Raw genomic sequence first — 26104 nt, 5'->3', positions numbered from 1 at the left:
TTTACATATGGAAAAATTACTGGAAGTAAAAGATCTGAAGGTGTCTTTCTTTACAGACCTTGGAGAGACACAGGCAGTAAAAGGTGCAGGCTTTGCCATCAGTGAGGGGGATTTTTTCGGGATCGTAGGAGAGTCCGGAAGCGGAAAAAGCGTGACCACCAAATCCATTCTCCGTCTCGGACCATCCAACTGTAAGATCATGGGTGGTGAGATCCTGTTCCGGGGAGAAGATATCCTGAAGAAAAATGAAGCAGAGCTCCGTGAGATTCGCGGTGGTGAGATCGCCATGATCTTTCAGGATTCTCTTTCCGCACTGAATCCGGTTTACACTGTTGGCAATAAGATGGTAGAGCTGATCCGGCGCCATACCAATATGAACAAAAAAGAAGCAAAGGCCCGGGTGCTGGAGCTTCTCACAGCCGTTGGCATCACAGACCCGGAAAAGGCTATGAACAGCTATCCCCACGAGCTTTCCGGCGGTATGCGCCAGCGTGTGATGATCGCCATGGCCATGAGCAGTGATCCGAAGATTCTGATCGCAGATGAGCCCACCACAGCCCTGGATGTTACGATCCAGGCGCAGATCCTTCATCTGCTTCTGGAGCTTCAGAAAAAAAACAATATGAGCATCATCCTGATCACTCATGATCTGGGCGTTGTAGCGCAGACCTGTAAACGGGTAGCTGTCATGTGTGGTGGCTACGTGGTGGAAGAGGGAACTGTAGAAGAGATCTTTCTTCATCCGGGACATCCCTATACACAGGCACTGATCGCAAGCATGCCGCGGGTGGGAGGTACCTTTGAACAGTTTCTGGAGAGAGATCTTTCGGACGGAAACGGTGATCTGTGTCCCTTCCTGAATCGCTGTAAATATGCGGACAAAACCTGTGAAGCCTGTCTTCCGAAATATTATGAGGCTTCAGAGGGACACAGGATATTCTGTCACAGAAGGGAGGAGAAGAGATGAGCAAGCCCTTAATTGAAGTAAAAGATCTGAAAGTATATTTTAAACAGAAATCTCCGAAGCTTCTGTCCTTTAAGCCGGGCATACTGAAGGCTGTGGATCAGGTAAGCTTTTCGATTGAAAAGGGGAAAACCTTCGGTCTGGTAGGAGAATCCGGAAGCGGAAAATCTACCATCGGAAAGGCAATCCTACGTTATCATAAACCCACAGGCGGTGAGATTTTTTATGAAGGAACAGAGATCGGAGCCATGGGGGAAAAAGAACTGCTTCCATATCGCAAAAAAATGCAGTCCGTTTTTCAGGATCCCTATTCCTCTCTGGACCCAAGCCATACAGTGCAGGATATCATCTGTGAGCCTATGGCGATCCATAAAATGTACACGCAGAAAGAACGTAAGGAGCGTGCAAAAGAACTGATCCGCGTGGTTGGCCTCAAAGAGCAGGATCTTCTGAAGTATCCTCATGAGTTCTCCGGCGGACAGCGTCAGAGGATTTCCATTGCAAGAGCACTTTCCGTACAGCCGGAATTTGTAGTCTGCGATGAGCCCATTTCTGCGCTGGATGTTTCCCTGCAGGCCCAGATCGTCCAGATGCTTCAGGATCTTCAGGAAAAATACGGGCTGACCTATCTGTTCATCAGCCATCAGCTGCAGGTGGTCCAGAAGATCTGTGATGAGATCGGGGTGCTTTATCTTGGAAATCTCATGGAGATCGCAGATGCAGATAAGCTCTATTCCAATCCGCTACATCCTTATACAAAAATGCTGATCTCCTCGATTCCGGTTCCGGACCCGAGAGTCAAAACTCTGGATCAGATCGTTACGGATACCGGAGTACAGTCCAGATCTATCGGGGGCTGCCGCTTCCATAACCGCTGTCCGTGGTGTGAGGAACGCTGCAGACAGGAAACCCCGGCACTTCGTCAGGTGGAGCCGGGACATATGGTAGCATGTCATAAATATCAGGAAAAGAAATAATCATAAAATACGGGAAGGTAAATAAAAAAGTGGACAAAAATATATATAAAAACTATCTGGCGATCCTCCGTGAGGAGATGATCCCGGCTATGGGATGTACAGAACCGATCGCTCTGGCCTATGGTGCGGCAAGAGCAAGAGAGATCCTTGGGAAAGAGCCGGAGCGTATCGTAGCAAAATGTTCCGGAAATATCATCAAAAATGTGCGTTGTGTGATCATTCCCAATTCAGGAGGCTTAAAGGGGATTCCTGCAGGTGTGATCCTTGGGGCGGTGGCAGGAGATGCCTCACTGAATATGGAAGTTCTTTCCAAAGTCGATGAAAAGGGCAGGGCACGCTGCCGGGAACTTCTGGAGGCAGATATCTGTAAGGTGGAGCTTCTGGACACGCCGGTAGTCCTTCACATTATCATCGAAATGTATGCCGGTGAAGATGCCGTCAGCCTGGAGATCAAATACGATCATATCAATGTGACCAGGATCAGCAAAAACGGAGAGATCCTCCTTGATGCAGATAAAGCAGTGGAAGAAAAGGAAGAGACGGACCGCGGCCTGTTAAATCTGGAGGATATTCGGGAATTTGCAGATACCGTAGAGCTTTCCGATGTAAAGGAGCTTCTGGATGCGCAGATCAGAAGCAACATGGCCATTGCTCATGAGGGAATGACCGGAAAATACGGCCTGGGTATCGGGCGCGTGATCCGTGAAAATTATTCTCACGATATGCTCACCAGAATGAGAAGTCTTACTGCAGCGGCTTCTGAGGCACGTATGGGTGGCTGTGATATGCCGGTTGTCATCAATTCCGGAAGCGGAAATCAGGGAATTGCATGCTCTGTTCCGCTGATCGTCTATGCAAGAGAGATGGAGCTGCCGGATTACAGCCTCTACAGGGCTCTGGTGTTTTCCAATCTCCTCACAGTTTATCAGAAGCAATATATAGGGAAGCTGTCTGCCTTCTGCGGTGCGGTATCGGCCTCCTGTGCAGCCGGAGCTGCCATTACCTATATGGTAGGCGGAGATATTTCCCTGATCAAAAAAACGATCGAGAATACCCTCGCCAATATTCCGGGAATCATCTGTGATGGGGCCAAGATTTCCTGTGCTGCCAAGATCGCAGCCTGTCTTGACGCAGCCTTTCTGGCACATCATCTTGCCATGAACGGGCAGTCTTATGCACCTTATACAGGAATTCTCCAGGAAGAAACCGCAGAGACCATCAGCTGTGTGGGACAGATCGGAAAAGACGGTATGAAGGAAACAGACAGAGAGATCCTCAAGATCATGCTGGAGCATTGACCCGCATCGGAGACGGCACAGATTAAACAGAAAAGGTTGGATTTATGGACAACGAATTAAGAATTGCAATACTGATCGATGCAGATAATGTATCAGACAAATACATCAAGATCATCGTGGATGAAGTGGCAAACATCGGCATAGCCACCTACAAACGGATCTATGGAGACTGGACCAGTGCACGGCTTTCCTCCTGGAAAAAGGTTCTTCTGGAGGATTCCATCATTCCTATCCAGCAGTACAGCTATACCACCGGAAAAAACGCCACCGATTCGGCGATGATCATTGATGCCATGGATATTCTGTATTCCGGAAATGTGGATGGATATTGTATTGTTTCTTCGGATAGTGATTTCACCCGTCTGGCAGCAAGGCTCCGGGAATCCGGAATGCTGGTCCTGGGTATGGGAGAGGAGAAGACGCCGAAGCCGTTTATTTCCGCATGCAACCAGTTTAAATATCTGGATCTTCTCTATCGCAACCAACAGGAAGAAGAGAAGAAGGAAGATCTGGCTACTGCAGCAGAAGCTAAAAAATCCGGAAACAGCAGCAAACAGAGCAGCCCCGGCTCCAGGAAGAACAAAGATCTCAAGCGGGTACGCAAGGCCATTAATGCCATCATCGAGAAATTTTCTGACGAAGAGGGATGGCTTTCCTCCGGACAGCTGGGCGACCAGCTTGGGAAACGACTTCCGGATTTTGATGTGCGTAATTACGGATATTCCAAGCTGACCCCCTTTATCAAATCTCTGGGAAATTATGAGACAGGCAGGATCCCCACAGGAAGCGGAGGGAGAAAGCAGATCTATTTCCGGATGAAGGAGGATAAACAATGAAGAATTATCTGGCACCTATGGAGGGCGTAACCAACTGGGTTTACCGGAATGCATATCATGACTGTTTTTATCCCATGGATAAATACTTTACTCCCTTCATCACTGCCAAGCCCAATAAACGTCTCAGCAGCAAGGAGATCAAAGAGGTATCACCGGAAACCAACGGAGATCTTCCGGTGATCCCCCAGATCCTGACCAACAATGCGGAGGATTTTGTGAAAACAGCCCATATCTTCCGGGATGAATATGGACACAGGGAAGTAAATCTCAATCTGGGATGCCCCTCGGGAACTGTCACAGCCAAGGGAAAGGGTGCCGGTTTCCTGGGCGAGCCGGATAAGCTGGAACGTTTTCTGGATGAGATCTTCGAAAAGACCGGGATGGAGATCTCCATAAAAACGAGAGTGGGAACGGATTATGAGGAAGACTGGGAACGGCTTCTTGAGATCTACGGCAGATATCCGCTGAAGGAGCTGATCATCCATCCACGCCTTCTGAAGGATCATTATAAGGGAGTTCCCAGATATGGACTGTATGAGGAGGCAAGGGAAAAGCTGAAGGTTCCCCTGGGATATAACGGGGATATTTTTTCAGTGGAGGCTTATCAGGAAATCCGGGAGAAATTTCCGGATGCAGACAGCGTCATGTACGGAAGAGGCCTGATCGCAAGGCCCTATCTTCTGGATGCCATTATGCAAAAAGAAGACGGAGAGGATCATCGGGAAGAATACCGAAAAAAGCTGCGGCAGTTCCATGACCGTCTTTACCGGGATTATCAGGAATATCTTTCAGGAGAACGAAATGTACTTTTCCGCATGAAGGAATTGTGGAGTTATATGGCACCGGGCTTTACCAATTATGCCAGATATCTGAAAAAGATCAAAAAATCCCAGCATTTTGGTGACTATGAGGCAGCAGTTATGAGCCTTTTTGGAGAACAGGAGATCTTAAAGGTATGAACAGTATAAAAGAAAAATTTGATGAGTTTATTTCCCAGTATCCCATTTTTGAGTATCGTGTGCTGGATACCGGGGATATTAAAGTACAGTCACGTGTACGCACGATCTGTAAACAGGAATGTGAACGTTATGGAAGCACATGGGCCTGTCCTCCGGCAGTGGGAGAGCTGTCAGAATGCGAAAAGAAGATCCGAAGCTATCCGAAAGCAGTTTTCTTTTCCAGCGTTGCGGAGGTATCGGATATCATGAACATGAAGGAGATGCTTTCCACAAGAATGGAACACGAAGCGCTTACAGAGAAGGTACGTGATTTTCTGGAGGGAGAGGGCTATGAGACCTTTACGCTTTCTACGGAATCCTGTGACTTCTGTGAACGCTGTGCCTATCTGGACGGAAAACCATGCCGTTTTCCGGAGCATATGCATCCATGTCTGGAAAGCTATGGCGTGGTAGTCAGTGAGATCGTAGAAAAGGAAGCTATGGAATACAATCTGGGTGGAAATACCATTCTCTGGTTTTCCATGGTGCTGATCCGCAGATAAAAGACAAAAAGCAGATACAGTGAAAGATACATAAGAAGAAATCCTCCGGCATAGATTAATGATAAAAGCCGGAGGATTTTTTTAATGAGAAAAATGTCAGCTTTTCTGGAGCTTCCCGGGGAACCGGCATTTCGGGAGGTGCAGGTGATACTTACGGGAAAACGCCGGGCAGTGATCGAAAATTACCGGAATATCCAGAGCTATACAAGGGAGGAGATCCTGATACTGACACCTTCCGGCAGACTTGTGATCCGTGGGAAAAACCTTGTGATCCCCTGCTACACAACCCTTGAACTATGTATCCGCGGGCAGATCGAAAGCATTACGCTGGAGGAGGGAAATAAGTAATGATCCCAGGTTTTGTGCGGGTTTCTGTTAAGGGGCAGCAGTGCCAGCGGTTTGTGAATCTGTGCAGAGGCAGGGAAATGGATCTGAAAAGGATCATCTGTACCGGTGAGACGGAGCTTCAGCTCACCATGAGGGTAGCGGATTTTCTGCAGATCTCGCCACTGCGGAGAAAAACAGGGGTACATATCCACATCCTGAAAAAAAGAGGACCTTTGTTTTTTCTGCTTTTCTGTAAAAGAAGAAAAATGATCCCCGCGGGGTTTCTGGCAGTTTGCTGCCTCCTTTTTTTTCTGTCAGGCAGAGTGTGGAACGTTGAGATCCGGGGAAATATTTTAAATCCCACACCCCAGCTGATGAGCTTTCTGAAAGAGCAGGGGGTCTGTTTCGGAGTATCCAGAAAAAAGATCAGCTGCAGTGCACTTGCAGCTTCCCTGCGAAGAGAATTTCCGGAGATCACCTGGGTGTCTGCCGGATTTTCGGGAACGGGCCTGCGTTTTGAGATCCGGGAGGGAACTGCCGGAGAAAAAGCAGAGCCGGAAGAAAGAGCATGCAGTCTGTTTTCAACTCTGGACGGTGTGATCGATTCCATGGTCACACGGCAGGGAACTCCTCTTGTCAGGGCTGGGGATGAAATAAAAAAAGGTCAGGAACTGGTTTCCGGGATCGTGGACATCACCGATGACAGTCAGGAGGTCATCCGCTATGCATATGTTCAGGCAGATGCGGATATTTACATCCGACATACCATTGCCTATTACGATACCTTTCCGTTGGACATAGAGAAAAAGGTATGGTCCGATAAAAAGAAAACAAGGCTTTTTTTTCAGCTGGGAAACTGGTTTCTGGACTTTTCCTCTCCTCTGAAACAAAATGAGGAACGCCTCGTCAGCCGGGAACCTCTTTTCAGTATCGGGATTTTTCGTTCTCCTGTTACCCTGGGGATCGCTGCGATCGGAAAGTATGAAGTACAGAAAGAGCAGCTGACAGAGGATGTCGCAAAAAAACAGGCCATACAAAGGCTTTATGCCTATGAAGAAAAATTAATAGAAAAAGGGGTTCAAATATCTGAAAATAATGTTAAAATAGAAATAAATCACCAGGACTGCGTCAGCAGAGGCACTCTTACCGTCATTGAACGGACCGGAAGAGAAGCCCCCACAGAAAAAAAGACGCAGTCAAAAGAAAGGACACCAGAGGATGGCTAGCAGCATTATCGAATTATATGTGGATGTGCCGGCAGACCGCCAGGCGAATATTTTCGGACAGTTTGACGAGCATCTGAAGCTGATCGAACGTACTCTGAACGTAACCATGATCTTCCGTGACGGTTCTCTTAAGATCCTGGGAAGCCAGGAGGGAGCCACACAGGCCAGGGCAATCGTGGAGGAACTGAACACACTTGCGGGCAGAGGCAATACCATCACACAGCAGAATGTGAATTACGCACTTTCCCTTGCCATGGAGAAGATCGGCTCCGTGATGGAGGAGATCGACAAGGATTTTATCTGTAATACCATACAGGGCAGACCCATCAAGCCCAAGACTCTCGGACAGAAGGACTATGTGGAACAGATCCGTAAGAAGATGATCGTGTTCGGCGTGGGACCTGCCGGAACCGGCAAAACCTATCTTGCCATGGCTATGGCAGTAACTGCTTTTCGCAATGAGGAGGTTTCCAGGATCATTCTTACCAGACCGGCCATTGAGGCAGGCGAGAAGCTGGGATTCCTTCCTGGCGATCTCCAGAGCAAGGTCGATCCCTATCTGCGTCCTCTTTATGACGCATTGTATCAGATCATGGGCGCAGACAGCTTTGCCAAAAACATGGAGAAGGGGCTCATCGAGGTTGCCCCTCTTGCCTATATGAGGGGACGTACACTGGATAATGCCTTCATCATCCTGGATGAGGCACAGAATACCACACCTGCCCAGATGAAGATGTTCCTGACCAGGATCGGCTTCGGTTCCAAGGTGATCATCACAGGAGATGCATCCCAGAAGGACCTTCCCAGGGACGCCACGTCTGGTCTGGATGTAGCGATGAAGGTGCTGAAGAAGATCGATGATATCGGATTCTGTCAGCTGACCAGCAAGGATGTTGTACGTCATCCACTTGTACAGCAGATCGTACAGGCCTATGACGATTATGAAAAAAAACAGAAGCCTGTCAAATCCAGGAAGGATGACAGGTATGCTGTAAAAAATAAGGAGTACAGAAGATGACCATAAATATCGAATATGAGACAGATCAGGATCTGGGCATTGACTATGCTGCCCTTGCATCCCAGGTTGCGGACAAGGTTCTTGAAATGGAAAAATGTCCCTATGACGGACAGGTCAATCTTGTCCTGACAGACAACGAGGAGATCAAGAGGGTAAATACGGAATTCCGGAATATCCAGGCGCCTACGGATGTGCTGTCATTTCCTATGATTCCCTTTGAGACACCGGCGGATTATTCCGTTGTGGAAGAGGATGAGTCCTATTTTGATCTGGACAGTGATGAACTCCTTCTTGGAGATATCATGATCTCCGTGCCTAAGGTTTTTGCCCAGGCAGAGGAATACGGACATAGTGTGACAAGGGAATTCTGTTTCCTGGTGGCACACAGTATGCTGCATCTTCTGGGCTATGATCATATGACAGAGGATGAGGCAAAGGTCATGGAAGCCAAGCAGGCAGCGGCACTGAAGGCGCTGGGGATCAACCGCTAGCTCCGGAATGACTGCGGGCTGTCCCACGGAAAAGCTAAGCGGAAAACTCTTCCGCTTTAAGAAAAGGAGGTAATATATGAGAATGAAAAAGACAGGTATCCTGGCAGGTATCACAGCTGCATGCATCTGCATTGCCCAGACTGTTCCCGCTTTTGGAGCAGGGCAGGATCTGGTAGGCTTTGTCCCCAATGAGGAAAAGCAGGAAGAAACCCAGGTAAAGAGCTATCTTACCGGCGAAAATGTTCCGGAGAGCATTGGACGGAGAAGACCGGTTGCCGTGATGATGGGCAACAACAGTGTCGGAGCTCCCCAGAGTGGTATCGGACATGCCGGTGTTGTTTACGAAGCGCCGGTGGAAGGTAATATTACCCGTCTTATGGGTATTCTCGAAGATTACGATGAGTTGGAACGAATCGGTTCCGTTCGCAGCTGCCGTGACTATTATCTCTTTTATGCCAACGAATTTAATGCGATCTATGCCCACTACGGACAGGCTGCCTATGCACTGCCTTATCTGGAGCAGCATGTGATCGATAACCTCAACGGGATCCAGATCGGCAAGCTGGCTTTTTTCCGCACAACAGACAGGAAGGCACCTCACAATGCCTACACAGATGCCAGTCACCTTCAGGCAGGCATAGATGCCATGGGATACAGCCAGGAATATAAAGAAGAATATACCGGACATTATCTTTTTGCAGAAGATGGTACAGAGACTGTACCGGATGGGATCACAGCCAGCCTTGTGAAGCTGGATAATTTTACTGACAATCATCCGTGGTATGAATACGATGAAGAGACAAAGGAATATAAGAGATTCCAGTTTGGCAAGGAACATGTGGATCAGTTGGATAATGAACCGCTTACCTGCGACAATATCATCCTTCAGTATTCATCCTGCCCGGCCTACGATGGAAACGGCTATCTGAATATTGATGCCATTTCCGGCGGAGAGGGCAAGTTTATTACCAGAGGCAAAGCTATTGATATCCGCTGGGAGAAGGATTCTCCATGGGGGATCACGCATTATTACGACGGAAATGAACAGGAGATCCGCCTGAATCCGGGTACTACCTGGGTGGAGATCGTACAAAATGACAGGATTGATTCCGTTACTTATCAGTAAGACTAATATACAGGTATCAGGAGAAACAAAAAACATGAACGCAAATTACAGGGAACGACTGAAAGACAAGAAACGCATCGTTATCAAGATCGGATCATCATCACTGATCCACGCAGAAACAGGAAGACTGGATTTCCGTAAGCTGGAGATCCTGGCCAGAGAGCTCAGCGACCTTCACAATCAGGGGAAAGACGTAGTGCTGGTATCCTCCGGAGCCATTGCGGTAGGTGCAGCTGCACTGGGTATGAAGGGAAAGCCGGCAGAGCTTGAGAAAAAGCAGGCCTGTGCAGCTGTGGGACAGGCCAGGCTGATGACCATTTATCAGAAGCTTTTCGGGGAATACAATCAGATGGTGGCACAGATCCTGATGACCAAGAATACCATGGTCAACAATACCAATCGCAGGAATGCCCAGAATACCTTCCAGCAGCTTCTGGCAGAAAAGGTGATCCCTATTGTAAATGAGAACGACTCGGTATCCTCCTACGAATTCCAGAACCTGGTAAAATTCGGAGACAACGATACCCTTTCCTCTGTGGTTGCTGCACTGATCGATGCGGATCTTCTGATCCTCATGTCCGATATTGACGGTCTTTTTACAGACGATCCCAATTCTAATCCGGATGCACAGTTTATCGACATTGTAGAAAACATGGATGACAATATGCGTAAGCTTGGCAAATCCTCCACAGGAAGCAATGTCGGTACCGGGGGAATGGCGACCAAGCTTACTGCTGCGATCATCGCCACTGCGGCAGGGGCGGACATGGTCATTGCCAACGGAAACGACTTCCACAACATCCACAGGATCGTGGAAGGCAGGAGCTGCGGAACATTATTTGTAGGAAACAAGAAGGAAGAATTCTTCCTCATTGATTATATCGAAAAACTGCTTTAAGGAGAGTATCACTATGATGGACAATATCAAGATCGACAGGATCAACGCACTGGCACATAAACAGAAAAGTGTAGGTCTTACCGAGGAAGAAAAGGTGGAACAGGCGAAGCTTCGGAGAGAATATCTGGATGCAGTGAAGGGGAACCTCCGTGCGCATCTGAATAATATCGATATCAAAGAAAAGGATGGCAGCATCACCAATCTTGGAGAAAAATATGGAAGAAAAAAAGGAAATTAGAAAAAAGATCTTCAAAGCCAGAAAAGAACATACCGATGCCTGGATCCGGGAAAACAGTCTCCGGATCACAGAGGCCCTGACACAGCTTCCGGAATACCGGAATGCAGAACGGATCATGGCATACGCAGATTATAACCATGAAGTGATCACACGCTATATCATCGAGCAAGCCTGGAAAGACGGCAAGGAAGTGGCAGTGCCAAAGGTTTTCGGAAAGGATATGGTATTTTACAGACTGACCGATTTCAGTCAGCTGGAATCCGGCTACTTCGGGATCCCTGAGCCAAAGGAAGACGGAGAAACGGTTTCCTGGGAAGAAGCCATGATGGTCATGCCCGGGGTGGCTTTTGACGTGAATTGCAACCGGGTAGGCTATGGCGGCGGTTTTTATGACCGCTTTCTGGAAAAACATCCGGAGGTCTGCCGCGTTGCAGTAGGATTTTCCTTCCAGATCCTTTCGGAGGTTCCCACAGAGCCTACGGATATCCGTCCGCAGGTCATTGTGACGGAAGAGAATATATACCGCGATGCACAGTAAGATATTGCTGTAAAGACAGAAAGAAAGGCAGGAATATTTGGAAATGAATGAAATGCTTGAAAAACTGGGACAGAATGCGAAAGATGCGGAGACAGTCCTTCGAAATCTTTCCACAAATGACAAAAATAAAACCCTGGAAGCTGTGGCAAAGGCTCTTGTCGCTCATACCGATGAGATCCTGAAGGCCAATGCCCTGGATGTGGAAAACGGTAAAAAGAATCAGATGCCGGAAGGCCTGATCGACCGTCTGATGCTGACACCGGAGAGGATCGAAGGAATGGCAGACGGACTTCGTCAGCTTACCGGTCTTGAAGATCCCATCGGGGAAGTTACCGGTATGAAAAAACGTCCCAACGGACTTCTGATCGGACAGAAACGTGTTCCCTTAGGCGTGATCGGCATCATTTATGAAGCGCGTCCCAATGTTACCTCAGATGCATTCGGTCTTTGTTTCAAAACCGGAAATGTCGTGATCCTGAAGGGTGGAAGCGACGCGATCCATTCCAATACTGCCATTGTCAACTGTATCCGTGAGGCATTAAAAGCCTGCAGCATTACCGAGGATGCTATCCAGCTGATCCAGGATACCTCCAGAGAAACGGCTGCGGAATTTATGAAGCTGAACCGGTATGTGGATGTACTGATCCCACGTGGCGGAAGAGGACTGATCAAAGCAGTGGTAAACCAGAGTACGATCCCTGTCATCGAGACCGGAACCGGAAACTGCCATATCTATGTGGACGAGACTGCAGATCTTCAGATGGCAGCGGATATTGTGATCAATGCAAAGACCCAGCGTGTGGGTGTATGCAATGCATGCGAGTCCCTTCTTGTAAACCGTAAGGTGAAGGACGATTTCCTGCCGGTACTGGCCGGACGCCTTAAGGAGAAGCATGTGGAGGTCCGTGCAGATGAAGCAGCAAAGGCTCTGATGCCGGGAGCAGTTCCTGCAACAGAAGAGGACTGGGGAACAGAATATCTTGACTATATCCTTTCTGTAAAGGTAGTGGATTCCGTGGAGGAAGCCATTGCACATATCAATAAATATAATACAAAGCATTCGGAGGCTATCATTACCAATGATTATACCCATGCCCAGAAATTCCTGGATGAGGTAGATGCAGCGGCAGTTTATGTGAACGCTTCTACCAGATTCACCGATGGAAATGAGTTTGGATTCGGTGCGGAGATCGGGATCAGCACCCAGAAGCTCCATGCAAGAGGCCCAATGGGACTCCTTGCACTGACCACCACCAAGTATATTATTTATGGTAACGGACAGGTACGTCCGTAAGACAGATACAGTAAAGCGGATTCTTTGGTCCGCTTTACTTTTTTGAAGTGTTGTGCTATACTTTTTTGTAATTGGATTTAAACAGACTAACTCATAACAGGAGGACTTATAAATGAAAAAAAAGCAGCTTTTTGCAGTCCTGCTTGCAGGTTCCATGACTGTTGGAATGGCACCTGCCGCAGCGTTTGCCGCTGAAGATACCGGAGCGGTAACAGAGGCAGAAGCACCGACTGCAGACGAGAATACAGAAACACCAGATGACGGAGCGGCTGTGGATGACCAGTCACAGAGTGAAGCCGACGCCCAGGCTCAGGCAGAGGCCGAAGCCCAGGCAGCAGCTCAGGCCCAGGCAGAGGCAGAAGCACAGGCAGCAGCCCAGGCCCAGGCGGAAGCAGAGGCACAGGCAGCAGCCCAGGCTCAGGCGGAAGCAGAGGCACAGGCAGCAGCTCAGGCTCAGGCGGAAGAGGCGCAGCAGGAGCAGCAAACTACTGCGGCAGATGCAACGGTTACTACTGCGGCAGAACTTCAGGCAGCGATTAATAATGCACCTGATTTTGCAGGATCTATTGATGATAGTGATCTATATACATCTGCTTATAAGATTCTGATCAGTGCATCGTTTAATCTCACAGATACTATTACCGTTCCTGCCAATAAAAATATTGCAATTTTTGGTGCAACAAATGCTACAACTGTAGTTGGACGTGGAAGTGTTGCAGGAGATATGTTCAAAGTAAGTGCAGGAAGTATTTTGTCCATGACACAGAATGAAGGTGACGGCTCCTCAGAAATCGGTAAACTTTCTGTTGAAGGTAAGAAAGACGATGAAACTGCAGTCGATGGATCGATTGTTTCCGTAGAAGCTGGCGCTAAATTTGTGATGACGACAGGTGTTACCCTTTCCAAGAATGTTTCTACTGCAGCAGGTGCGGCAGTTAAAAACAGCGGTAAACTTGTAATTACAGGTGGAGAGATCAAAGATAATGTATCTACAGGCGGAGCTGTTTACAGCACAGGTACGATTTCTTTGGAACATGGAACGGATGCTGCAGCAGACGAACCGAAGATCATCGAGAACTATACAAGCGCAGAAAAGAACGTAAAATCCAATATCGTATTAGGAAAGCAGGATCAGAGTGCAGGAAGTATCATCATTGTCGGTGCATTTGAGAACCAGAACATTGGATATTCCGTAGAGAATCCGGTAGTTGACTATACAGTTTTCCAGAAGCCTGAATCTTTAGCTGCGGATGCATTTGCAAAGGCAATTAAGGCGATGAGCTATGAAGGCGACCAGAGTTATGGAATAAATACAGCTACAGGTCTGCTTGTTTCCAACATTCCAACGGTTAATATTGATAATCCTACAAGTAAAGAAGCAAATACTGTTTCTGTAACCTTCACATCTGATAAAGCAGGTACATATTACTATAAATATGTTGCAAAAGGTGCGGAAGCTCCGACCATCGAGACAGCTACAGAAGGTGGAACGGTTAAGGCAGGAGAAACTACTTCCCTGAAACTTACCAAGGTCACAGACAAGACTATTGACCTTTATGTATGGGTAAAAGAAAGTGAAAGTGGTAACGCCATTGTTGGTGAAGGTGTAAAGAAGGATATTGCAGTAACACAGGCACAGAATCCAGTTGATCCGAAACCGGCAGCACCAAAGGTTACAAAAATCAGCGCAGAAAGTAAAACTGCAACAACTGCAGAAGTAGTTCTTCAGTCTGATAAGAGTGGTACATGCTATTACAAATGGGTGGCAAAGGGAGCGGATAAACCTTCCATTACAACTAAAGACAGCAAGATTGCGGTCACCGCAAAAAAAGATTGTAAGATTGATCTGAAAAATCTGGAAGGTGATGCGATTGATCTTTATGTGCAGGTAGTAGCAAAAGATGGATCAAAGACAGCAGTGACCAAGATTGCAACTGTTACTTTGAAAGAAACAGCTAAAACACCTGCGAAGATTTCCAACGTAAGCTACAAATGGAAAGGTCATACATCTGCGACTGTAACTATGCGTTCTGATAAAGCAGGTGTGTACTATTATGAATGGGTAAAACGTGGTTCCAAAGCTCCGACAGTTGATAAAATGAGCAAAGGAACAAAGGTTTCCGCAAATAAGGATTTCACGATCAGTTTGAAAGATTTGGATGCAAACAATGCGATTGATGTTTATGTGAGTATCAAAGGAACTGACGGAACTGTAAGTACACCAAAGAAGATTACATTGGATGAAGCTAAGCGTCCGGCAAATGTCAGATGGGTTGGCTTTTCATGGATCAACCATACATCTGCGAATGTTACCCTTATTTCGAATAAGAGCGGTACCTGTTATTATAAATGGGTTTCTCGTAACAGTGATGGCACATCTGCCACTCCGAAAGATCTTACATCTACCGGAAAACAGATAACATTTACTGCTGATAAGAAATTTAATATCGGTCTTGAGGATTTAGATTCTGACAACCCAATTGATCTTTATATCCAGATCAAAGATAAAAATGGTGTTTTGACGAATCCATTGAAAATAGCATTTAAAGAAGATTCCAGACCGAAAGTTGCAGATCCAACTCCGACTGACACACCGAATGCATACATCCCGGATGTAAAAGAGAGCATAGTACAGGGACTGGATGAGGCAATTCAGTTCTATCCGAATCAGTTCTATGAATTTACTGTGATCGGTGCAGGAACAACCAATCAGGATCCAAATGAGGGTGATGTGAAGTGGGTTCCGGTTTACTGGAGTACAGCTGCAAACCCAACCCAGAGCCAGATGCATACAGCATGGAAGATTGGTTCCGGCAAGGGAATCAACAAAGACGCTACATACAACCTGTATGTATTCTTCCAGAAATACGTCTATACCGGTGGTCAGTGGCAGAAGACAGATACCATTGAATCTGCAGTATATCAGTTTAAATCTGCAAAACTGACACCTACCGGAACTCCGGGAGCAGACGGTTCATATGGCGGCGGTCAGACAGGCTCTGATCCGGATGCAACCATAACAGGAGAGGCATCTGCAACATCCTCCAACGGAGGCAACGGAACCAGATCTAAGAACGCAGTATCAACAGCTGATAACTCACCGGTCGGAACCATGTCCGCACTGGCAGTGGCATCACTTCTTGCAGGTGGATATGTGATTGTGAGAAGAAGAAAAAAAGATATTTAAACGCACAATAGCCAGAATAGCATAAGAAACAAAAAATCACCGGTTTTCCGAAAGAACAGGAAAGCCGGTGATTTTTTTGTAAAGAAAAATTTACAGATTTTTTTTCTTATAGATAAACCAGGAAGCTGCAATGCTGAATGCAATGAGATAGACTGTCAGGATCAGGACACTGAGGTAATTGACTCCACCGCCAGAAGCAATGGTACGGATCAGATGACTGGTCTGTGACAGTGGAAGAGCAGCTACAAAATTCCCAAGAAAGCCCGGGATCTTCTCTGTAGAGAAGAAGGTGTTGCACAAAAAAGCCATTGGCATAATGATATAATTGGAAAAACGAGGTACATCCGCATGGTTTTTGGCAAGGAAAGAAACCACAACGCCGATGGCTGAAAATACAGCACCGTTGAGGAACATCACCAGCAATGACCATCCGTTGAACACAAGACCGGTTCCGATCGGCATAGTCAGAAGAAGAATGATCCCTCCTGCATATAGCCCGCGGAGACTGCCTCCGATAATCTGTCCGGCAATAAACTGCCACAGAGGTGTCGGAGATATCATAACCTGGTCAAAGGCTTTCTCGTAAAGACGCTGTACATTCAGATTCTGTGCGATAGCATTAAAGCTTCCGTTCATTGTAGTCAGTGAAACTACACCAGGGATCAGGAAATTCAGATAAGGCTCTCCATGTGAGGAGGTCTGGATCCCCATTCCAAAAACGATCAGATACATCAGCGGCGCGATCATGGCCGCCAGCGTGATCTTATAGAAATCCCTTCGGAACTCCACCCATTTTTCCCATAAAATAGTAAGTATTCCCATGATAATTCATCGTCCATTCTGTTAAATTATAAGATAACTGTGGCTGACGCCGGCTTATCGCTGCATCAGATGCCTGCCTGCGCGCTCCACAAAAACATCCTCCAGAGTTGTCTCACGAAGGGTGCACTGTCCGTCCAGAGAGGACAGAAAAGAGATGGCCTCTTCCCGACTGTGGAAGTAGTGGCTTTTTGCCCCTTCCGGTGTTTCCTGATCTACGGTGTATTTGCCCAGGCCGTCGATCAGGCCCGATGGAGTATTGATCTCCTCCAGCTTTCCGTGATCCATAAGTGCTACCCGGTTGCAGAGAGACTGTGCCTCTTCCATATAGTGGGTTGTCAGAAGAATGGTCAGATTTTTTCCGTTCAGCTGACGGAGAAGATTCCACATCTGTCGTCTGGATAGCGCGTCCATACCTGCAGTGGGCTCGTCCAGAAGAAGGATCTCCGGACTTGTGAGAAGTGCCCGGCATACCATAAGCTTTCGTTTCATACCACCGGAAAGCTTCCTTACAGTCCGCTTGCGGAAGGGAAGAAGTCCACAGAAATCCAGAAGCTCTTCAGTTTTCCGTTTAATCTCTTTTCGTGGCATGAAATAAAGACGGCCCTGATATTCCATGATCTCGTCCATGTTCATATCCTGGCGCATGGAATATTCCTGCGTGATCACGCTGATCTTGCGCTTCAGATCCGGTCGGTTGCGTCCAAGTGTCTGCCCATCAATGAGGATTTCGCCCTCTGTGGGCAGGAGCAGAGTGGAAAGCAGACTGATCGTGGTGGTCTTTCCGGCACCGTTGGGTCCCAGCAGACCGAAAAATTCGCCGGTTTCTATGCGAAGATCCAGAGAATCCACAGCAGTAAAACTGTCGAATTTTTTTGTGAGATTTTTTGTTTCGATCATCTCTGTTCATTTCCTTTCGTTTGTATGCAAATTTCACTCTATTATACTGGAAAAGAAGAGACATTTCAACAATTCTGAGATGTTCTTTACAGAAAAGGGGCGTTGTGCTATAGTGATACGAAGGAAAAATAGAAAACGGAGAGAAAACCATGAAACACAGGATGAGAACAATAATGCTGCTTCTTCTGACTATGCTGCTGCTATGCCCGATACAGGTTCTGGCTGCAGGTGGAGAGAACGCAGTGAAGACAGATCTGGAGGACGGAGAATATTCCATACAGGTGGAGCTGGAAGGCGGAAGCGGAAAGGCCAGCGTTTCTTCCCCCACATTGATGCTGGTAAAGGATGGGAAGATGTATGCACGGCTCCAGTGGAGCAGCTCCAACTATGATTATATGATCGTAGATGGGGAAAAATATCTCAATGAGAGCGAGGAAGGCAGAAATTCTGTTTTTACTGTCCCGGTAACTGCCCTGGATGATAAGATGGAAGTGATCGCAGATACACTGGCCATGGGCGCCCCGCATGAGATCGATTATACGCTGACCTTTTATGAGGCTTCCATTGGCTCCAAGGGCCAGCTTCCTCAGGAGGCAGCGAAAAGAGTGGTTGCAGTTGCGCTGGTGATCATCATCGGCGGCGGTATCCTGAATTATTTTGTAAACAAAAGGAATCGGTGTTAAACCGGTTCTTTTTTTATGCCCTTTCGCATAATATACATAATAATGAACATGTATAAAGACGGAAGGAAGGGAACATCATGGATACAGTACAGGATAAAACCTACGAAGCAATTTATTATTCACTGTGGGAGGCAGCCAGGCGTTACAGCAGCTTTACACAGTTTCGGGTGATCGGAAAAAGCCACGATGACCGGATGATCCCTATGCTGGAGATCGGACAGGGAGATGCCTGTATTTTCTGTGTGGCCGGTTTTTCCGGAACGGATGGACAGATGACGGACAGGCTTACCAGGATGGCACTGGAGCTTTGCAGAATATATGAATGCAACTGGACCGTGGACGAGCTTTATGAGGTAAAAAAGCTCCTGGATCAGACCAGGCTTTGTATCATACCGGTGGTCAATCCGGATGGATATGAGATCTGCCGGAAGGGCTACAATACTGTGCGAAATCCCATTTTCCGTCAGATGCTGAAAATGCAGGATGTTCCCTGCGATGAATTCGAGGGAAATGCAAGAGGAATGGATACTGCACGGAATTTTCCTACTACCTTCTGCAGCAGAAAAAAGATCCATCAGCAGCCTGCCAGTGAAAATGAGACACGTGCACTGATCCGGATCTTTCAGGAATACGGAGGACGTGGCCTGCTGGTTTTCTGCGGATATGGAAAAAAGGTGGTTTATTATCGGCGGGATCAGAATTTTTCCACTGGTCAGAGATGCTACCGTCTTGCACGCCACCTAAAAAAATGTACCAGGGGAAAGCTGGAGCAGCTTGCAATAGAACGAGAAGCGCAGAACGGGCGAAGGAGCACAGGCAGGCCGGAACAGTATTACGGAGAAATGATCCGCCAGCCGGCTTTCCGGATCGAATTGCCGGTAAATTCCGGAAATAAAGAAGAGGAAGAACGGGAAATCCGTGATCTGATGCTGCTTCCATTGGAATATATTTACTCTCTGGTACAGCTGTAAAAAAATCTGGCGTTGCACGGATGCAGGGTCTGTCAGCTTATGAAAAATAGGGTGACAGACATACCCGCTGAGAAACCAGTGTCGAATCCTGTCGGACGAATTTGATTGACTTCCGGATCTGTGGACCCTATAATAATATCATCTGAAACAAATCTTTTTTAACAAATGTCGCAGGAATCTTTCACCTCTGTAAGTAATGAGAGGAACTGCACATCTGAGCATATCTGCTCGAATAATTTCCATTCAGTATTTTTGCTGTATTATTATTTTGATCATGCTTGTCCTCACTTCAAAATCTGTGAGTTTAAGTGATGGGAGCATGTTGCGAATTGCCATATTGACTGCTATACAGGGAGGACTTTTTTATGGCTCAATTTATGTGGGGCAGGTCTCCGCCGGAATTTTCCTGATATCCGAACACTGTTTCTTTCCCTGCAGAGGGAAGTGATCATCAAATATCGTATGTAGAACAGAATACAGGAATGAAAATATTTTTTCGATGTATCGGCAACACAGTTCTGGGACTGATGCTGGTGATGGCATTGGTGCTTCTTATTCCCGGACTTTTCGGGATCCGGCCCTATGTGGTCTATTCCGGATCCATGGAACCTGAGATCCCAACCGGAGCTGTGGTTTTTACAAAGGAAGGAGAGTTTTCTCCGAAAAAGGGAGATATCATTACTTTTCATAACGGAGATACCGTTGTCACCCACAGAGTGGTTAAAAAAGAAAAGGACATCTTTATCACAAAAGGTGACGCCAACAAGACAGAAGATCCTGTTCCCGCAGAGGCGTCACAGATCATCGGGCGGGTAGTCTTTCACCTGCCTTATCTGGGCTACGTGATCCATTTTCTGAAAGCCCGGATCCCTTTTGCCGCAGTTTGCATAGCGGCATGTCTGTCAGTACTCTTTGATCTGGCATATACCCCAAAAAAGAAAAAAATACAGGGAGGAATTTAATCATGATGAAAAACAGAAAACTGGTAAAAGGAATCGCACTTGCTGCTGTGATCACTGCACTGGCAGCCGGAGGAACAGCTGCATATCTCACGGATTTTGAAACGGCAACCAACAGCTTTACCGTAGGAAAAGTGGATATCGACCTGGATGAGCCTAACTGGAAACCGGAGGACAATACAGATCTGGTTCCTACTCAGGTGATCCGGAAGGACCCCTATGTAGCAAATAAAGGAGTAAATGAAGCATTTGTCTATCTGGAAGTTTCTGTTCCGGTCCGAAATGTGATCACAGTAGCCAAGGATGGTACCAGGAATGCGCTTGCAAAAACAGAGCTGTTCAGCTTCACCAAAAACAAGGACTGGACACAGCTGGAGCGGACCGAAGTGGGGCAGAATATGGTCTACACCTATGCATATAACCACATCCTGAAGCCGGGAACAAAGACTACAACTCTTTTTGATACAGTAACCTTTGCCAATATCATCGAAGGTCAGCTGGATACACAGCAGATCGATATGCCGGTACGGGCTTATGCGATCCAGGCTACCAATACCGGGGATGACAAGACTACGGTTCTGGAGCAGGCAACTGCTGCTTACCAGAAATATGTAAATCAGAATAAAGGACAGGCCGGTGGTGTCACGAAATGAATAAATTAAAAAGACCCGTTTTCCTTCTCCTGACAACAGGGCTCCTGTGCGCAACAGGGACTGCGGCGTATTTTTCAGACTTCGAAAAAAAGATAAATTCTGCTGCAGTGGGGTATGTGACAACGGAGATCGAGGAAGATTTTCCGGATCCTACACCTACGCCTATGGAGAATGGTCCGTCCTACAGAAAAGAGATCCGGATCGGAAATTTTTCCGGCAGTGTGAAAGGGTTCCAGGCAGACTGCTATGTGAGGATGTCCCTTTCCTACTCCAATGACGATATCGGCAGAGGCGTGAAATTAACAGGTCTGGATACGGCAAACTGGGTGTATAACAGTCAGGACGGCTATTATTACTACCGGAAAAAAATATCCGAGGGTGAAAAAACAACTCCTCTGTGTACCGGATTTCAGATCGATCCCCAAAAGATCGATGATACTTATAGGGACAGCATTAAAGATTTTGAGATCAATGTTTATGAGGAAGCTGTACAGGCAGAAGGATTTTCAGATTATGAAAGTGCGTGGAGGTATTTTTCAGATCCGGTTTCTGCTCAGGCAGAAAGGAGGGGGAATGCTTGAAAAAACACCTTAAAGCCCTGCTGGTAGGTGCTGCTGTGGCAGGCAGTATCCTGGCGTGCACGGCTGCTTATGCCAGATTTTCAGATTCCGTGACAGTGACCAATCACATATCAGTGGGAGATATCAATATTTCTCTTCGGGAACTGGAAAAAAAGGACGGCCGAGAAATGAAATATCAGGATCGCCGGATCGTTCTTCCGGGAGATGAGATATCCAAGATCCCCAGGATCACCAATCACTCAGAGCCATGCTGGGTAAGGGTGAAGATCTCTTATACAGATGATCTGGAAGGTTTGGATGGTCTGGATGACAGGAATCTTACAGGAATGTCACCGAGATGGATCCGGAAGGGAGAGTATTTTTATTATACCAGGAAGCTGGAACAGGGAGACAGCGTGGATATTTTTACCGGTGTGACTGTACCATCCCAATGGGATGAATCCTACCAGGATAAGAAGCTGGGGATCACCATCGTGGCGGATGCTGTCCAGGCGGCAAATTTTGCACCGGATTTCCGTGCCATGTCACCCTGGGGAAATCAGAAGATCTTAAGATGTATCCACGATACCGATGGTCTTGTGGTTCAGAAAAAAAGTCCGGTGGATCTGAAGGTGGAGTTTGAAGGAAATGCGCACAAACTGATCGCGGCTCCGGAAGACTTTTTTTCCGGATTTTCCACGGCAATGCCGGGAGATGTTTTTCATGATTCTGTAGAGATCCGTAATACAACGGAGCATGCAGCAGAGATCTTCTTCCGCACATCACCGGAATGTAAATCGGTAAAGGATCAGGAATTTCTGAAAAAGCTGAAGCTGGTGATCACCATGAATGATAAAAAGCTGTATTCCGGGGATCTTCTGGCTGCATCTCTCAATAAAGCCGTGTCCCTGGGGGAATTTTCCAGCGGAGAAAAAGGAAACATGAGATTTGAGGTTACGGTTCCGGCAGAGCTGGATAATTTATATGCTCTTCGGGCAGCAGATGTGAAATGGATCTTTTCTGTGGAGGAGGATCAGGAGACGGTGGAAACCAGTCTCGTCCCACGCCGGAATGACAGGAAAGAAGCCACAGAAAGAGCTTCCGGAAATAACAGCTCTTCGGTAAGGACGACACCAGTGAAGACAGGAGATGAATCTCCTGTGATCCTGTTTGCACTGATGGCCGTTATAGCGCTGCTTACCTGCAGTCTGACGCTATGGAAAGGAGGACGAAAAAATTGAAAAGAAGAATGATCGGTGCATGGATGGCATTGATGATCACAGCTTCTTCTCTTGTGGTTTCGGCCAGTCCTGCAGCAGATATGAGTTCGGTATCAGCAGATCCGCAGCAGGAACAGACAGAACCGGAGGAAGAAGAGGAGGCCCCGGACATTCCGGTAACAGATCAGCCTGGGGAGGCTGAAATGCCGGTTCCGACAGCCTTGCCTGAACCGGAAACGGTGGAGGAAGCTTTTGAAGAAGGTAAAGATAATACTGAAAATACGGACAGTGATGAGCTGATCGAACCGGAAGAAGAACCGGAAGCTGCTTCAAAAGAAGGAGAAAATATAGCTCTGACAGAGATAACGGAGCAGACAGAGGATCCGGGATTTACTGTATTCACGGAAGAAAACGCGGAAATCCTTACAGGAGAAAGTGAAGAGGATCAGGAACTGATCCAGGATATCGAAAACGGAGAGATCATTGCTCTTTCTGCAGCACTTCCCGGGGAGTTCCGGGAAGCTGGCAGTGCGGAAGTAATCTCTGAAGGAGAGGATGCTATCGCAGCTACAGCACTTTCCCCGTCCCAGTATTATCTGGACAGCTGGACCAGGGTTTACTGCGATGAGATCTGGACAGCTGCCAATGATTTTCTTGGTTCCGGAAATAAAACTCGTATGGGATGTACGTATCGCTCTGTACATTATATCGATGATACAGGAGAGGAAAAGGTTTCACCTCTGTATTGCCTGAAAGCAACTCAGGATGGGTTGGACAGTATGACGCTGAAGAATGAGGCAGTAAAAGCACTGACTAATTCTGTGATCCAGAAGCTTTTGTACTTTGGTTACGGAGGACCGGGGGATCTGGGAACCGGATACGACCCCTCCTGCAGTCACATAGACTGGTCAAAATGGCAGAACCGTTATGTATTTACGCATATTGCGCTGTCAAAGGTATACTTTAATGACTGTGGATATGCCACAGCAGCAGAAGTAGAACATACAGGGATAAACCGCCTGATCGATAAGATCCAGACATTGACGATCCCTGCAAGAAACAAGGCAGCCGTTTATGTTTCCGAAGACGGTTCCTGGGCAGCAGCATCCGGAAAGACGATCCCGTTAAGTGTATTCCGAAGCAGACCTGCAGGTTTTCCCTTTGTTCCGGACAGTATGAAGGACGGATTTCAGATGAGTACTCTTATGAAAGTAACAGATGGAGCAAAAGCAGGGAACGGGATCACCATAACAAGAGGAGCCGCAGAAAAATGGCAGCTGGCCTACTGGACAAGTGCAGCGGATTATAATTCTCACAAAACCAATCCCAAAATGATGTCGGGGACAAGCCTGAGTCTGAAGGATGGGGCATATTTTTTTCTGATCTTTCCGTTAAATGCATCTGCAGCAAAGAAGTTTTCCTGCAAAATGCTGCTTCAGCCGGTTTCCTATATCCTGGTTGACGGAAGTGCCCAGGCAGGAAAAGATGGAGTACAGGATTTTGGCGCTTACGTATACCAGGGAACAAGAGGAAGCCTTTCGTTTTCAGTAAAGCCATCGGTTTACGGCAATGCAAAGCTGGTCAAGAAGGAACCCAACACGGGAAAACTGATCCAGGGAGCGCAGTACGGACTGTTTGCAGCAGAAGCTCTGACCTCCGGATATCGTACTATGTACAGTAAGGATCAGAAGGTTTCAACCGGAACAACAAACGCCGGTGGAGAGATCCTTTTTTCAAAACTGGTTCCCGGAAAATACTATGTGAAAGAAACGAAAGCCGCTGCAGGCTATAAACTGAACACCGCTATCAAAAATGTTACAGTAACCGGCGGAAAGACGACAACCGTCAGCGTAACGGATATCATGGATATCAGCGGAACAGTATCCATCAGAAAGAAAGACGGAAATACCGGCGATCCACTGGCAGGAGCTGAATTCACCCTGTATCAGTGGAGTAAAAAAAGCAAAGCCTACGTAACCTTAAAAAAACTGACTTATGATGGACAGAAGCGTACCTATAACTCCGGGAAATTTAATTATACCGAAGACAATCAGGGAAAATTCCGTGTGCGTGAGACAAAATCTCCTCCCAATTACACCGGAAACTGGCAGAAGAATTTTACGCTGGATAAGCCGGGAGAAAAGCAGGAATTTCTGTTTGAAGCAGTGAACTACCAGACTGAAAAACGAAGGATTGAAGTTCGTAAGATCGATGCGAAAACCGGTGAGATCCTGAAAGGTGCGGAATTTACACTTTATGAATACAGTGCAGCAAAAAAAGCCTATAAAGAAAAAGGAACACTTCTGGATTATGACAGCTCCAGCGAACTTTATGTAAGCGGAGAACTTTTAAAGACCTCGGATAATGAGGGAAAATATAAGATCGTGGAAACAAAGACTCCGCCCGGATATACAGGAAGCTGGGAAGAAATGGTAGATATCACAGACAAGGATGCACGCCTTTCCTTTGAAGTTGTCAATGAAAAGGAAAAGGAATATACAGGGGTGATCCGTCTGAGAAAAACAGATATCTATACCGGGGAAGTTCTGGAAGATGCGGAATTTACCGTGCTTCAGTGGAATAGAGGGAAGCAGACTTACCAAAATGACCTGGGCGGGCAGAGCATCCTGAAATTTGACGTAGAAACCGGATGGTACTCTACGGAAGAGCTGCTGCTTACAGATGCTAATCAGGGAAGGTTCAAAGTAGTGGAAACAAAAAATCCGGAAAACTATACAGGCAAATACGAAAAGGAGGTAATCTTCCAGAAAAAAGAAAATACAGATACGGATACTGTGGATCTGAAAGCAGAGAATACTCCGGTAACACTTCCGCTGGGAAATATCACCATCATAAAAAAGATCAAAGAGGAGGATATTACCTGGGCTCATGGAAATCCAACCTTTTCCTTTGTGGCAGAAGGTACGGATCTATCCGGAAATCCTCACAGATATGAGGATTATGTGACCTTTACCAGAGGAAGCTATGAAACCGATAAAAATGGCTATGCAACATTATCGGTCACTCTCAGGAATATCCCGCTGGGGCAGTATACGGTCTGGGAAAAACCGGTACTACGCTACTATCTGAAAGATGTACGAGCAAATACAGAGAATGTCCGCATCATAAAAGGCGCTGCACCTGCATATGGTACAGATCCCCGGAAGATTGCTTCCGGTACGGCTGCTCTGACAACGGAAAACAAAACTGCATCGCTGACCTTTGTAAATGAAAAATCCAGATATGACCGATATTCCCATAATGACAGCATAAAAAATACCATACCCGTATCATTTTCATGAAAAAAGGCAGGAGGGCAGGAGTAATCCTGCCCTTAGCTGCGTATTTTATATAGTAAAAAACAAACTGTAAAAAGAAATAAAAGAACTACATATATACAGTAAGATATGGTATACTTTC

General features: G+C 46.9%; 25 protein-coding genes. 23 read left to right on the top strand and 2 right to left on the bottom strand.

Annotation, left to right across the window (positions count from 1 at the left end; genetic code table 11):
- Nucleotides 1–7 precede the first annotated feature (7 nt).
- The 16 genes from NQ489_RS10020 (at nt 8) to NQ489_RS09945 (ending at nt 15919) form a co-directional block, all read left to right on the top strand.
- On the top strand, nt 8–967 hold the full coding sequence (locus NQ489_RS10020; RefSeq protein WP_021650545.1) for an ABC transporter ATP-binding protein: 960 nt from the start codon (nt 8–10) through the stop codon (nt 965–967).
- The gene (locus NQ489_RS10015; RefSeq protein WP_021650544.1) at nt 964–1941 is read left to right on the top strand and encodes an ABC transporter ATP-binding protein; all 978 of its coding nucleotides are present in this window, start codon (nt 964–966) and stop codon (nt 1939–1941) included. Before NQ489_RS10020 ends, NQ489_RS10015 begins: the two co-directional genes overlap by 4 nt.
- A gap of 77 nt (nt 1942–2018) precedes the next feature.
- Nucleotides 2019–3239, top strand: a complete 1221-nt coding sequence (locus tag NQ489_RS10010; protein WP_044960854.1) for an L-cysteine desulfidase family protein — start codon at nt 2019–2021, stop codon at nt 3237–3239.
- 44 nt (nt 3240–3283) lie between these two features.
- Nucleotides 3284–4075, top strand: coding sequence for an NYN domain-containing protein (locus NQ489_RS10005; protein WP_021650542.1), 792 nt, complete (start codon nt 3284–3286; stop codon nt 4073–4075).
- Nucleotides 4072–5034 carry a tRNA dihydrouridine synthase gene (locus NQ489_RS10000; protein ID WP_021650541.1) on the top strand — a complete coding sequence of 321 codons (963 nt, stop codon included), beginning with the start codon at nt 4072–4074 and terminating at the stop codon, nt 5032–5034. The genes NQ489_RS10005 and NQ489_RS10000 overlap by 4 nt, the downstream gene beginning before the upstream one ends.
- Entirely contained in the window at nt 5031–5576 is a 546-nt protein-coding gene (locus NQ489_RS09995; protein WP_015524841.1) for a DUF2284 domain-containing protein, read from the top strand. Before NQ489_RS10000 ends, NQ489_RS09995 begins: the two co-directional genes overlap by 4 nt.
- 84 nt (nt 5577–5660) lie before the next feature.
- Complete coding sequence (locus NQ489_RS09990) at nt 5661–5924, top strand: YabP/YqfC family sporulation protein (RefSeq protein WP_021650540.1); 264 nt, start codon at nt 5661–5663, stop codon at nt 5922–5924.
- The gene (locus NQ489_RS09985) at nt 5924–7129 is read left to right on the top strand and encodes a sporulation protein YqfD (RefSeq protein ID WP_021650539.1); all 1206 of its coding nucleotides are present in this window, start codon (nt 5924–5926) and stop codon (nt 7127–7129) included. Before NQ489_RS09990 ends, NQ489_RS09985 begins: the two co-directional genes overlap by 1 nt.
- Nucleotides 7122–8147: a PhoH family protein gene (locus NQ489_RS09980; RefSeq protein ID WP_021650538.1), complete on the top strand. Its 1026-nt coding sequence runs from the start codon at nt 7122–7124 to the stop codon at nt 8145–8147. The genes NQ489_RS09985 and NQ489_RS09980 overlap by 8 nt, the downstream gene beginning before the upstream one ends.
- Nucleotides 8144–8638 carry an rRNA maturation RNase YbeY gene (ybeY, locus tag NQ489_RS09975; protein ID WP_021650537.1) on the top strand — a complete coding sequence of 165 codons (495 nt, stop codon included), beginning with the start codon at nt 8144–8146 and terminating at the stop codon, nt 8636–8638. The genes NQ489_RS09980 and ybeY overlap by 4 nt, the downstream gene beginning before the upstream one ends.
- 76 nt (nt 8639–8714) lie before the next feature.
- The gene (locus tag NQ489_RS09970; protein ID WP_021650536.1) at nt 8715–9764 is read left to right on the top strand and encodes a DUF3048 domain-containing protein; all 1050 of its coding nucleotides are present in this window, start codon (nt 8715–8717) and stop codon (nt 9762–9764) included.
- Nucleotides 9765–9798: 34 nt separating this feature from the next.
- A complete protein-coding gene (gene proB, locus NQ489_RS09965) occupies nt 9799–10662 on the top strand; it encodes a glutamate 5-kinase (protein WP_044960851.1) in 864 nt (287 codons plus the stop codon).
- Nucleotides 10663–10678: 16 nt separating this feature from the next.
- Nucleotides 10679–10900 carry a DUF896 domain-containing protein gene (locus tag NQ489_RS09960; RefSeq protein ID WP_044960849.1) on the top strand — a complete coding sequence of 74 codons (222 nt, stop codon included), beginning with the start codon at nt 10679–10681 and terminating at the stop codon, nt 10898–10900.
- Nucleotides 10878–11438 (top strand): 5-formyltetrahydrofolate cyclo-ligase, encoded by a 561-nt coding sequence (locus NQ489_RS09955; protein WP_021650534.1) that lies wholly within the window; start codon nt 10878–10880, stop codon nt 11436–11438. The genes NQ489_RS09960 and NQ489_RS09955 overlap by 23 nt, the downstream gene beginning before the upstream one ends.
- A 43-nt stretch (nt 11439–11481) precedes the next feature.
- Complete coding sequence (locus NQ489_RS09950; protein WP_021650533.1) at nt 11482–12732, top strand: glutamate-5-semialdehyde dehydrogenase; 1251 nt, start codon at nt 11482–11484, stop codon at nt 12730–12732.
- A gap of 112 nt (nt 12733–12844) precedes the next feature.
- On the top strand, nt 12845–15919 hold the full coding sequence (locus NQ489_RS09945) for a hypothetical protein (protein WP_021650532.1): 3075 nt from the start codon (nt 12845–12847) through the stop codon (nt 15917–15919).
- A 90-nt stretch (nt 15920–16009) separates the two neighbouring features.
- On the opposite strand, the gene NQ489_RS09940 is transcribed toward NQ489_RS09945, so the two are convergent.
- Together NQ489_RS09940 and NQ489_RS09935 are read right to left on the bottom strand one after the other, a co-directional pair.
- Entirely contained in the window at nt 16010–16741 is a 732-nt protein-coding gene (locus NQ489_RS09940; RefSeq protein ID WP_021650531.1) for an ABC transporter permease, read from the bottom strand.
- Between the two features lie 54 nt (nt 16742–16795).
- Nucleotides 16796–17638, bottom strand: coding sequence for an ABC transporter ATP-binding protein (locus tag NQ489_RS09935; protein WP_021650530.1), 843 nt, complete (start codon nt 17636–17638; stop codon nt 16796–16798).
- A gap of 149 nt (nt 17639–17787) precedes the next feature.
- Here NQ489_RS09935 and NQ489_RS09930 point away from each other — a divergent pair, with 149 nt between their 5' ends.
- The 7 genes from NQ489_RS09930 (at nt 17788) to NQ489_RS09900 (ending at nt 25986) form a co-directional block, all read left to right on the top strand.
- Nucleotides 17788–18321 (top strand): iron transport-associated domain protein, encoded by a 534-nt coding sequence (locus NQ489_RS09930; protein ID WP_021650529.1) that lies wholly within the window; start codon nt 17788–17790, stop codon nt 18319–18321.
- Between the two features lie 77 nt (nt 18322–18398).
- On the top strand, nt 18399–19292 hold the full coding sequence (locus NQ489_RS09925) for a M14 family zinc carboxypeptidase (protein WP_015524854.1): 894 nt from the start codon (nt 18399–18401) through the stop codon (nt 19290–19292).
- 482 nt (nt 19293–19774) lie between these two features.
- Nucleotides 19775–20254: a signal peptidase I gene (locus tag NQ489_RS09920; protein ID WP_021650528.1), complete on the top strand. Its 480-nt coding sequence runs from the start codon at nt 19775–19777 to the stop codon at nt 20252–20254.
- Between the two features lie 2 nt (nt 20255–20256).
- A complete protein-coding gene (locus NQ489_RS09915) occupies nt 20257–20904 on the top strand; it encodes a TasA family protein (RefSeq protein WP_015524856.1) in 648 nt (215 codons plus the stop codon).
- Nucleotides 20901–21485, top strand: coding sequence for a hypothetical protein (locus tag NQ489_RS09910; RefSeq protein WP_021650527.1), 585 nt, complete (start codon nt 20901–20903; stop codon nt 21483–21485). The genes NQ489_RS09915 and NQ489_RS09910 overlap by 4 nt, the downstream gene beginning before the upstream one ends.
- Nucleotides 21482–22705: a hypothetical protein gene (locus NQ489_RS09905; RefSeq protein WP_021650526.1), complete on the top strand. Its 1224-nt coding sequence runs from the start codon at nt 21482–21484 to the stop codon at nt 22703–22705. Before NQ489_RS09910 ends, NQ489_RS09905 begins: the two co-directional genes overlap by 4 nt.
- Nucleotides 22702–25986, top strand: a complete 3285-nt coding sequence (locus tag NQ489_RS09900) for a SpaA isopeptide-forming pilin-related protein (RefSeq protein WP_044960813.1) — start codon at nt 22702–22704, stop codon at nt 25984–25986. Before NQ489_RS09905 ends, NQ489_RS09900 begins: the two co-directional genes overlap by 4 nt.
- Nucleotides 25987–26104: the final 118 nt, after the last annotated feature.

The sequence above is a fragment of the Blautia sp. KLE_1732_HM_1032 genome (genome assembly GCF_025147905.1).
Lineage (GTDB): Bacteria > Bacillota > Clostridia > Lachnospirales > Lachnospiraceae > Blautia_A > Blautia_A fusiformis.
Note: the sequence above shows the minus strand (reverse complement) of the source record. Positions and strands in the feature narration are given on the sequence as shown.

What these genes read in the sequence shown, in the direction of transcription:
- NQ489_RS09945 (WP_021650532.1), top strand. Translation starts at nt 12,845, where the DNA reads ATGAAAAAAAAGCAGCTTTTTGCAGTCCTGCTTGCAGGTTCCATGACT.
- NQ489_RS09915 (WP_015524856.1), top strand. Translation starts at nt 20,257, where the DNA reads ATGATGAAAAACAGAAAACTGGTAAAAGGAATCGCACTTGCTGCTGTG.
- NQ489_RS09925 (WP_015524854.1), top strand. Translation starts at nt 18,399, where the DNA reads ATGGATACAGTACAGGATAAAACCTACGAAGCAATTTATTATTCACTG.
- NQ489_RS09935 (WP_021650530.1), bottom strand. Translation starts at nt 17,638, where the DNA reads ATGATCGAAACAAAAAATCTCACAAAAAAATTCGACAGTTTTACTGCT.
- NQ489_RS09990 (WP_021650540.1), top strand. Translation starts at nt 5,661, where the DNA reads ATGAGAAAAATGTCAGCTTTTCTGGAGCTTCCCGGGGAACCGGCATTT.
- NQ489_RS10015 (WP_021650544.1), top strand. Translation starts at nt 964, where the DNA reads ATGAGCAAGCCCTTAATTGAAGTAAAAGATCTGAAAGTATATTTTAAA.
- NQ489_RS09970 (WP_021650536.1), top strand. Translation starts at nt 8,715, where the DNA reads ATGAGAATGAAAAAGACAGGTATCCTGGCAGGTATCACAGCTGCATGC.
- NQ489_RS09910 (WP_021650527.1), top strand. Translation starts at nt 20,901, where the DNA reads ATGAATAAATTAAAAAGACCCGTTTTCCTTCTCCTGACAACAGGGCTC.
- ybeY (WP_021650537.1), top strand. Translation starts at nt 8,144, where the DNA reads ATGACCATAAATATCGAATATGAGACAGATCAGGATCTGGGCATTGAC.
- NQ489_RS10020 (WP_021650545.1), top strand. Translation starts at nt 8, where the DNA reads ATGGAAAAATTACTGGAAGTAAAAGATCTGAAGGTGTCTTTCTTTACA.
- NQ489_RS09920 (WP_021650528.1), top strand. Translation starts at nt 19,775, where the DNA reads ATGAAAATATTTTTTCGATGTATCGGCAACACAGTTCTGGGACTGATG.
- NQ489_RS09930 (WP_021650529.1), top strand. Translation starts at nt 17,788, where the DNA reads ATGAAACACAGGATGAGAACAATAATGCTGCTTCTTCTGACTATGCTG.
- NQ489_RS10000 (WP_021650541.1), top strand. Translation starts at nt 4,072, where the DNA reads ATGAAGAATTATCTGGCACCTATGGAGGGCGTAACCAACTGGGTTTAC.
- NQ489_RS10010 (WP_044960854.1), top strand. Translation starts at nt 2,019, where the DNA reads ATGATCCCGGCTATGGGATGTACAGAACCGATCGCTCTGGCCTATGGT.
- NQ489_RS09985 (WP_021650539.1), top strand. Translation starts at nt 5,924, where the DNA reads ATGATCCCAGGTTTTGTGCGGGTTTCTGTTAAGGGGCAGCAGTGCCAG.
- NQ489_RS09960 (WP_044960849.1), top strand. Translation starts at nt 10,679, where the DNA reads ATGGACAATATCAAGATCGACAGGATCAACGCACTGGCACATAAACAG.
- proB (WP_044960851.1), top strand. Translation starts at nt 9,799, where the DNA reads ATGAACGCAAATTACAGGGAACGACTGAAAGACAAGAAACGCATCGTT.
- NQ489_RS09955 (WP_021650534.1), top strand. Translation starts at nt 10,878, where the DNA reads ATGGAAGAAAAAAAGGAAATTAGAAAAAAGATCTTCAAAGCCAGAAAA.
- NQ489_RS09980 (WP_021650538.1), top strand. Translation starts at nt 7,122, where the DNA reads ATGGCTAGCAGCATTATCGAATTATATGTGGATGTGCCGGCAGACCGC.
- NQ489_RS10005 (WP_021650542.1), top strand. Translation starts at nt 3,284, where the DNA reads ATGGACAACGAATTAAGAATTGCAATACTGATCGATGCAGATAATGTA.
- NQ489_RS09940 (WP_021650531.1), bottom strand. Translation starts at nt 16,741, where the DNA reads ATGGGAATACTTACTATTTTATGGGAAAAATGGGTGGAGTTCCGAAGG.
- NQ489_RS09950 (WP_021650533.1), top strand. Translation starts at nt 11,482, where the DNA reads ATGAATGAAATGCTTGAAAAACTGGGACAGAATGCGAAAGATGCGGAG.
- NQ489_RS09995 (WP_015524841.1), top strand. Translation starts at nt 5,031, where the DNA reads ATGAACAGTATAAAAGAAAAATTTGATGAGTTTATTTCCCAGTATCCC.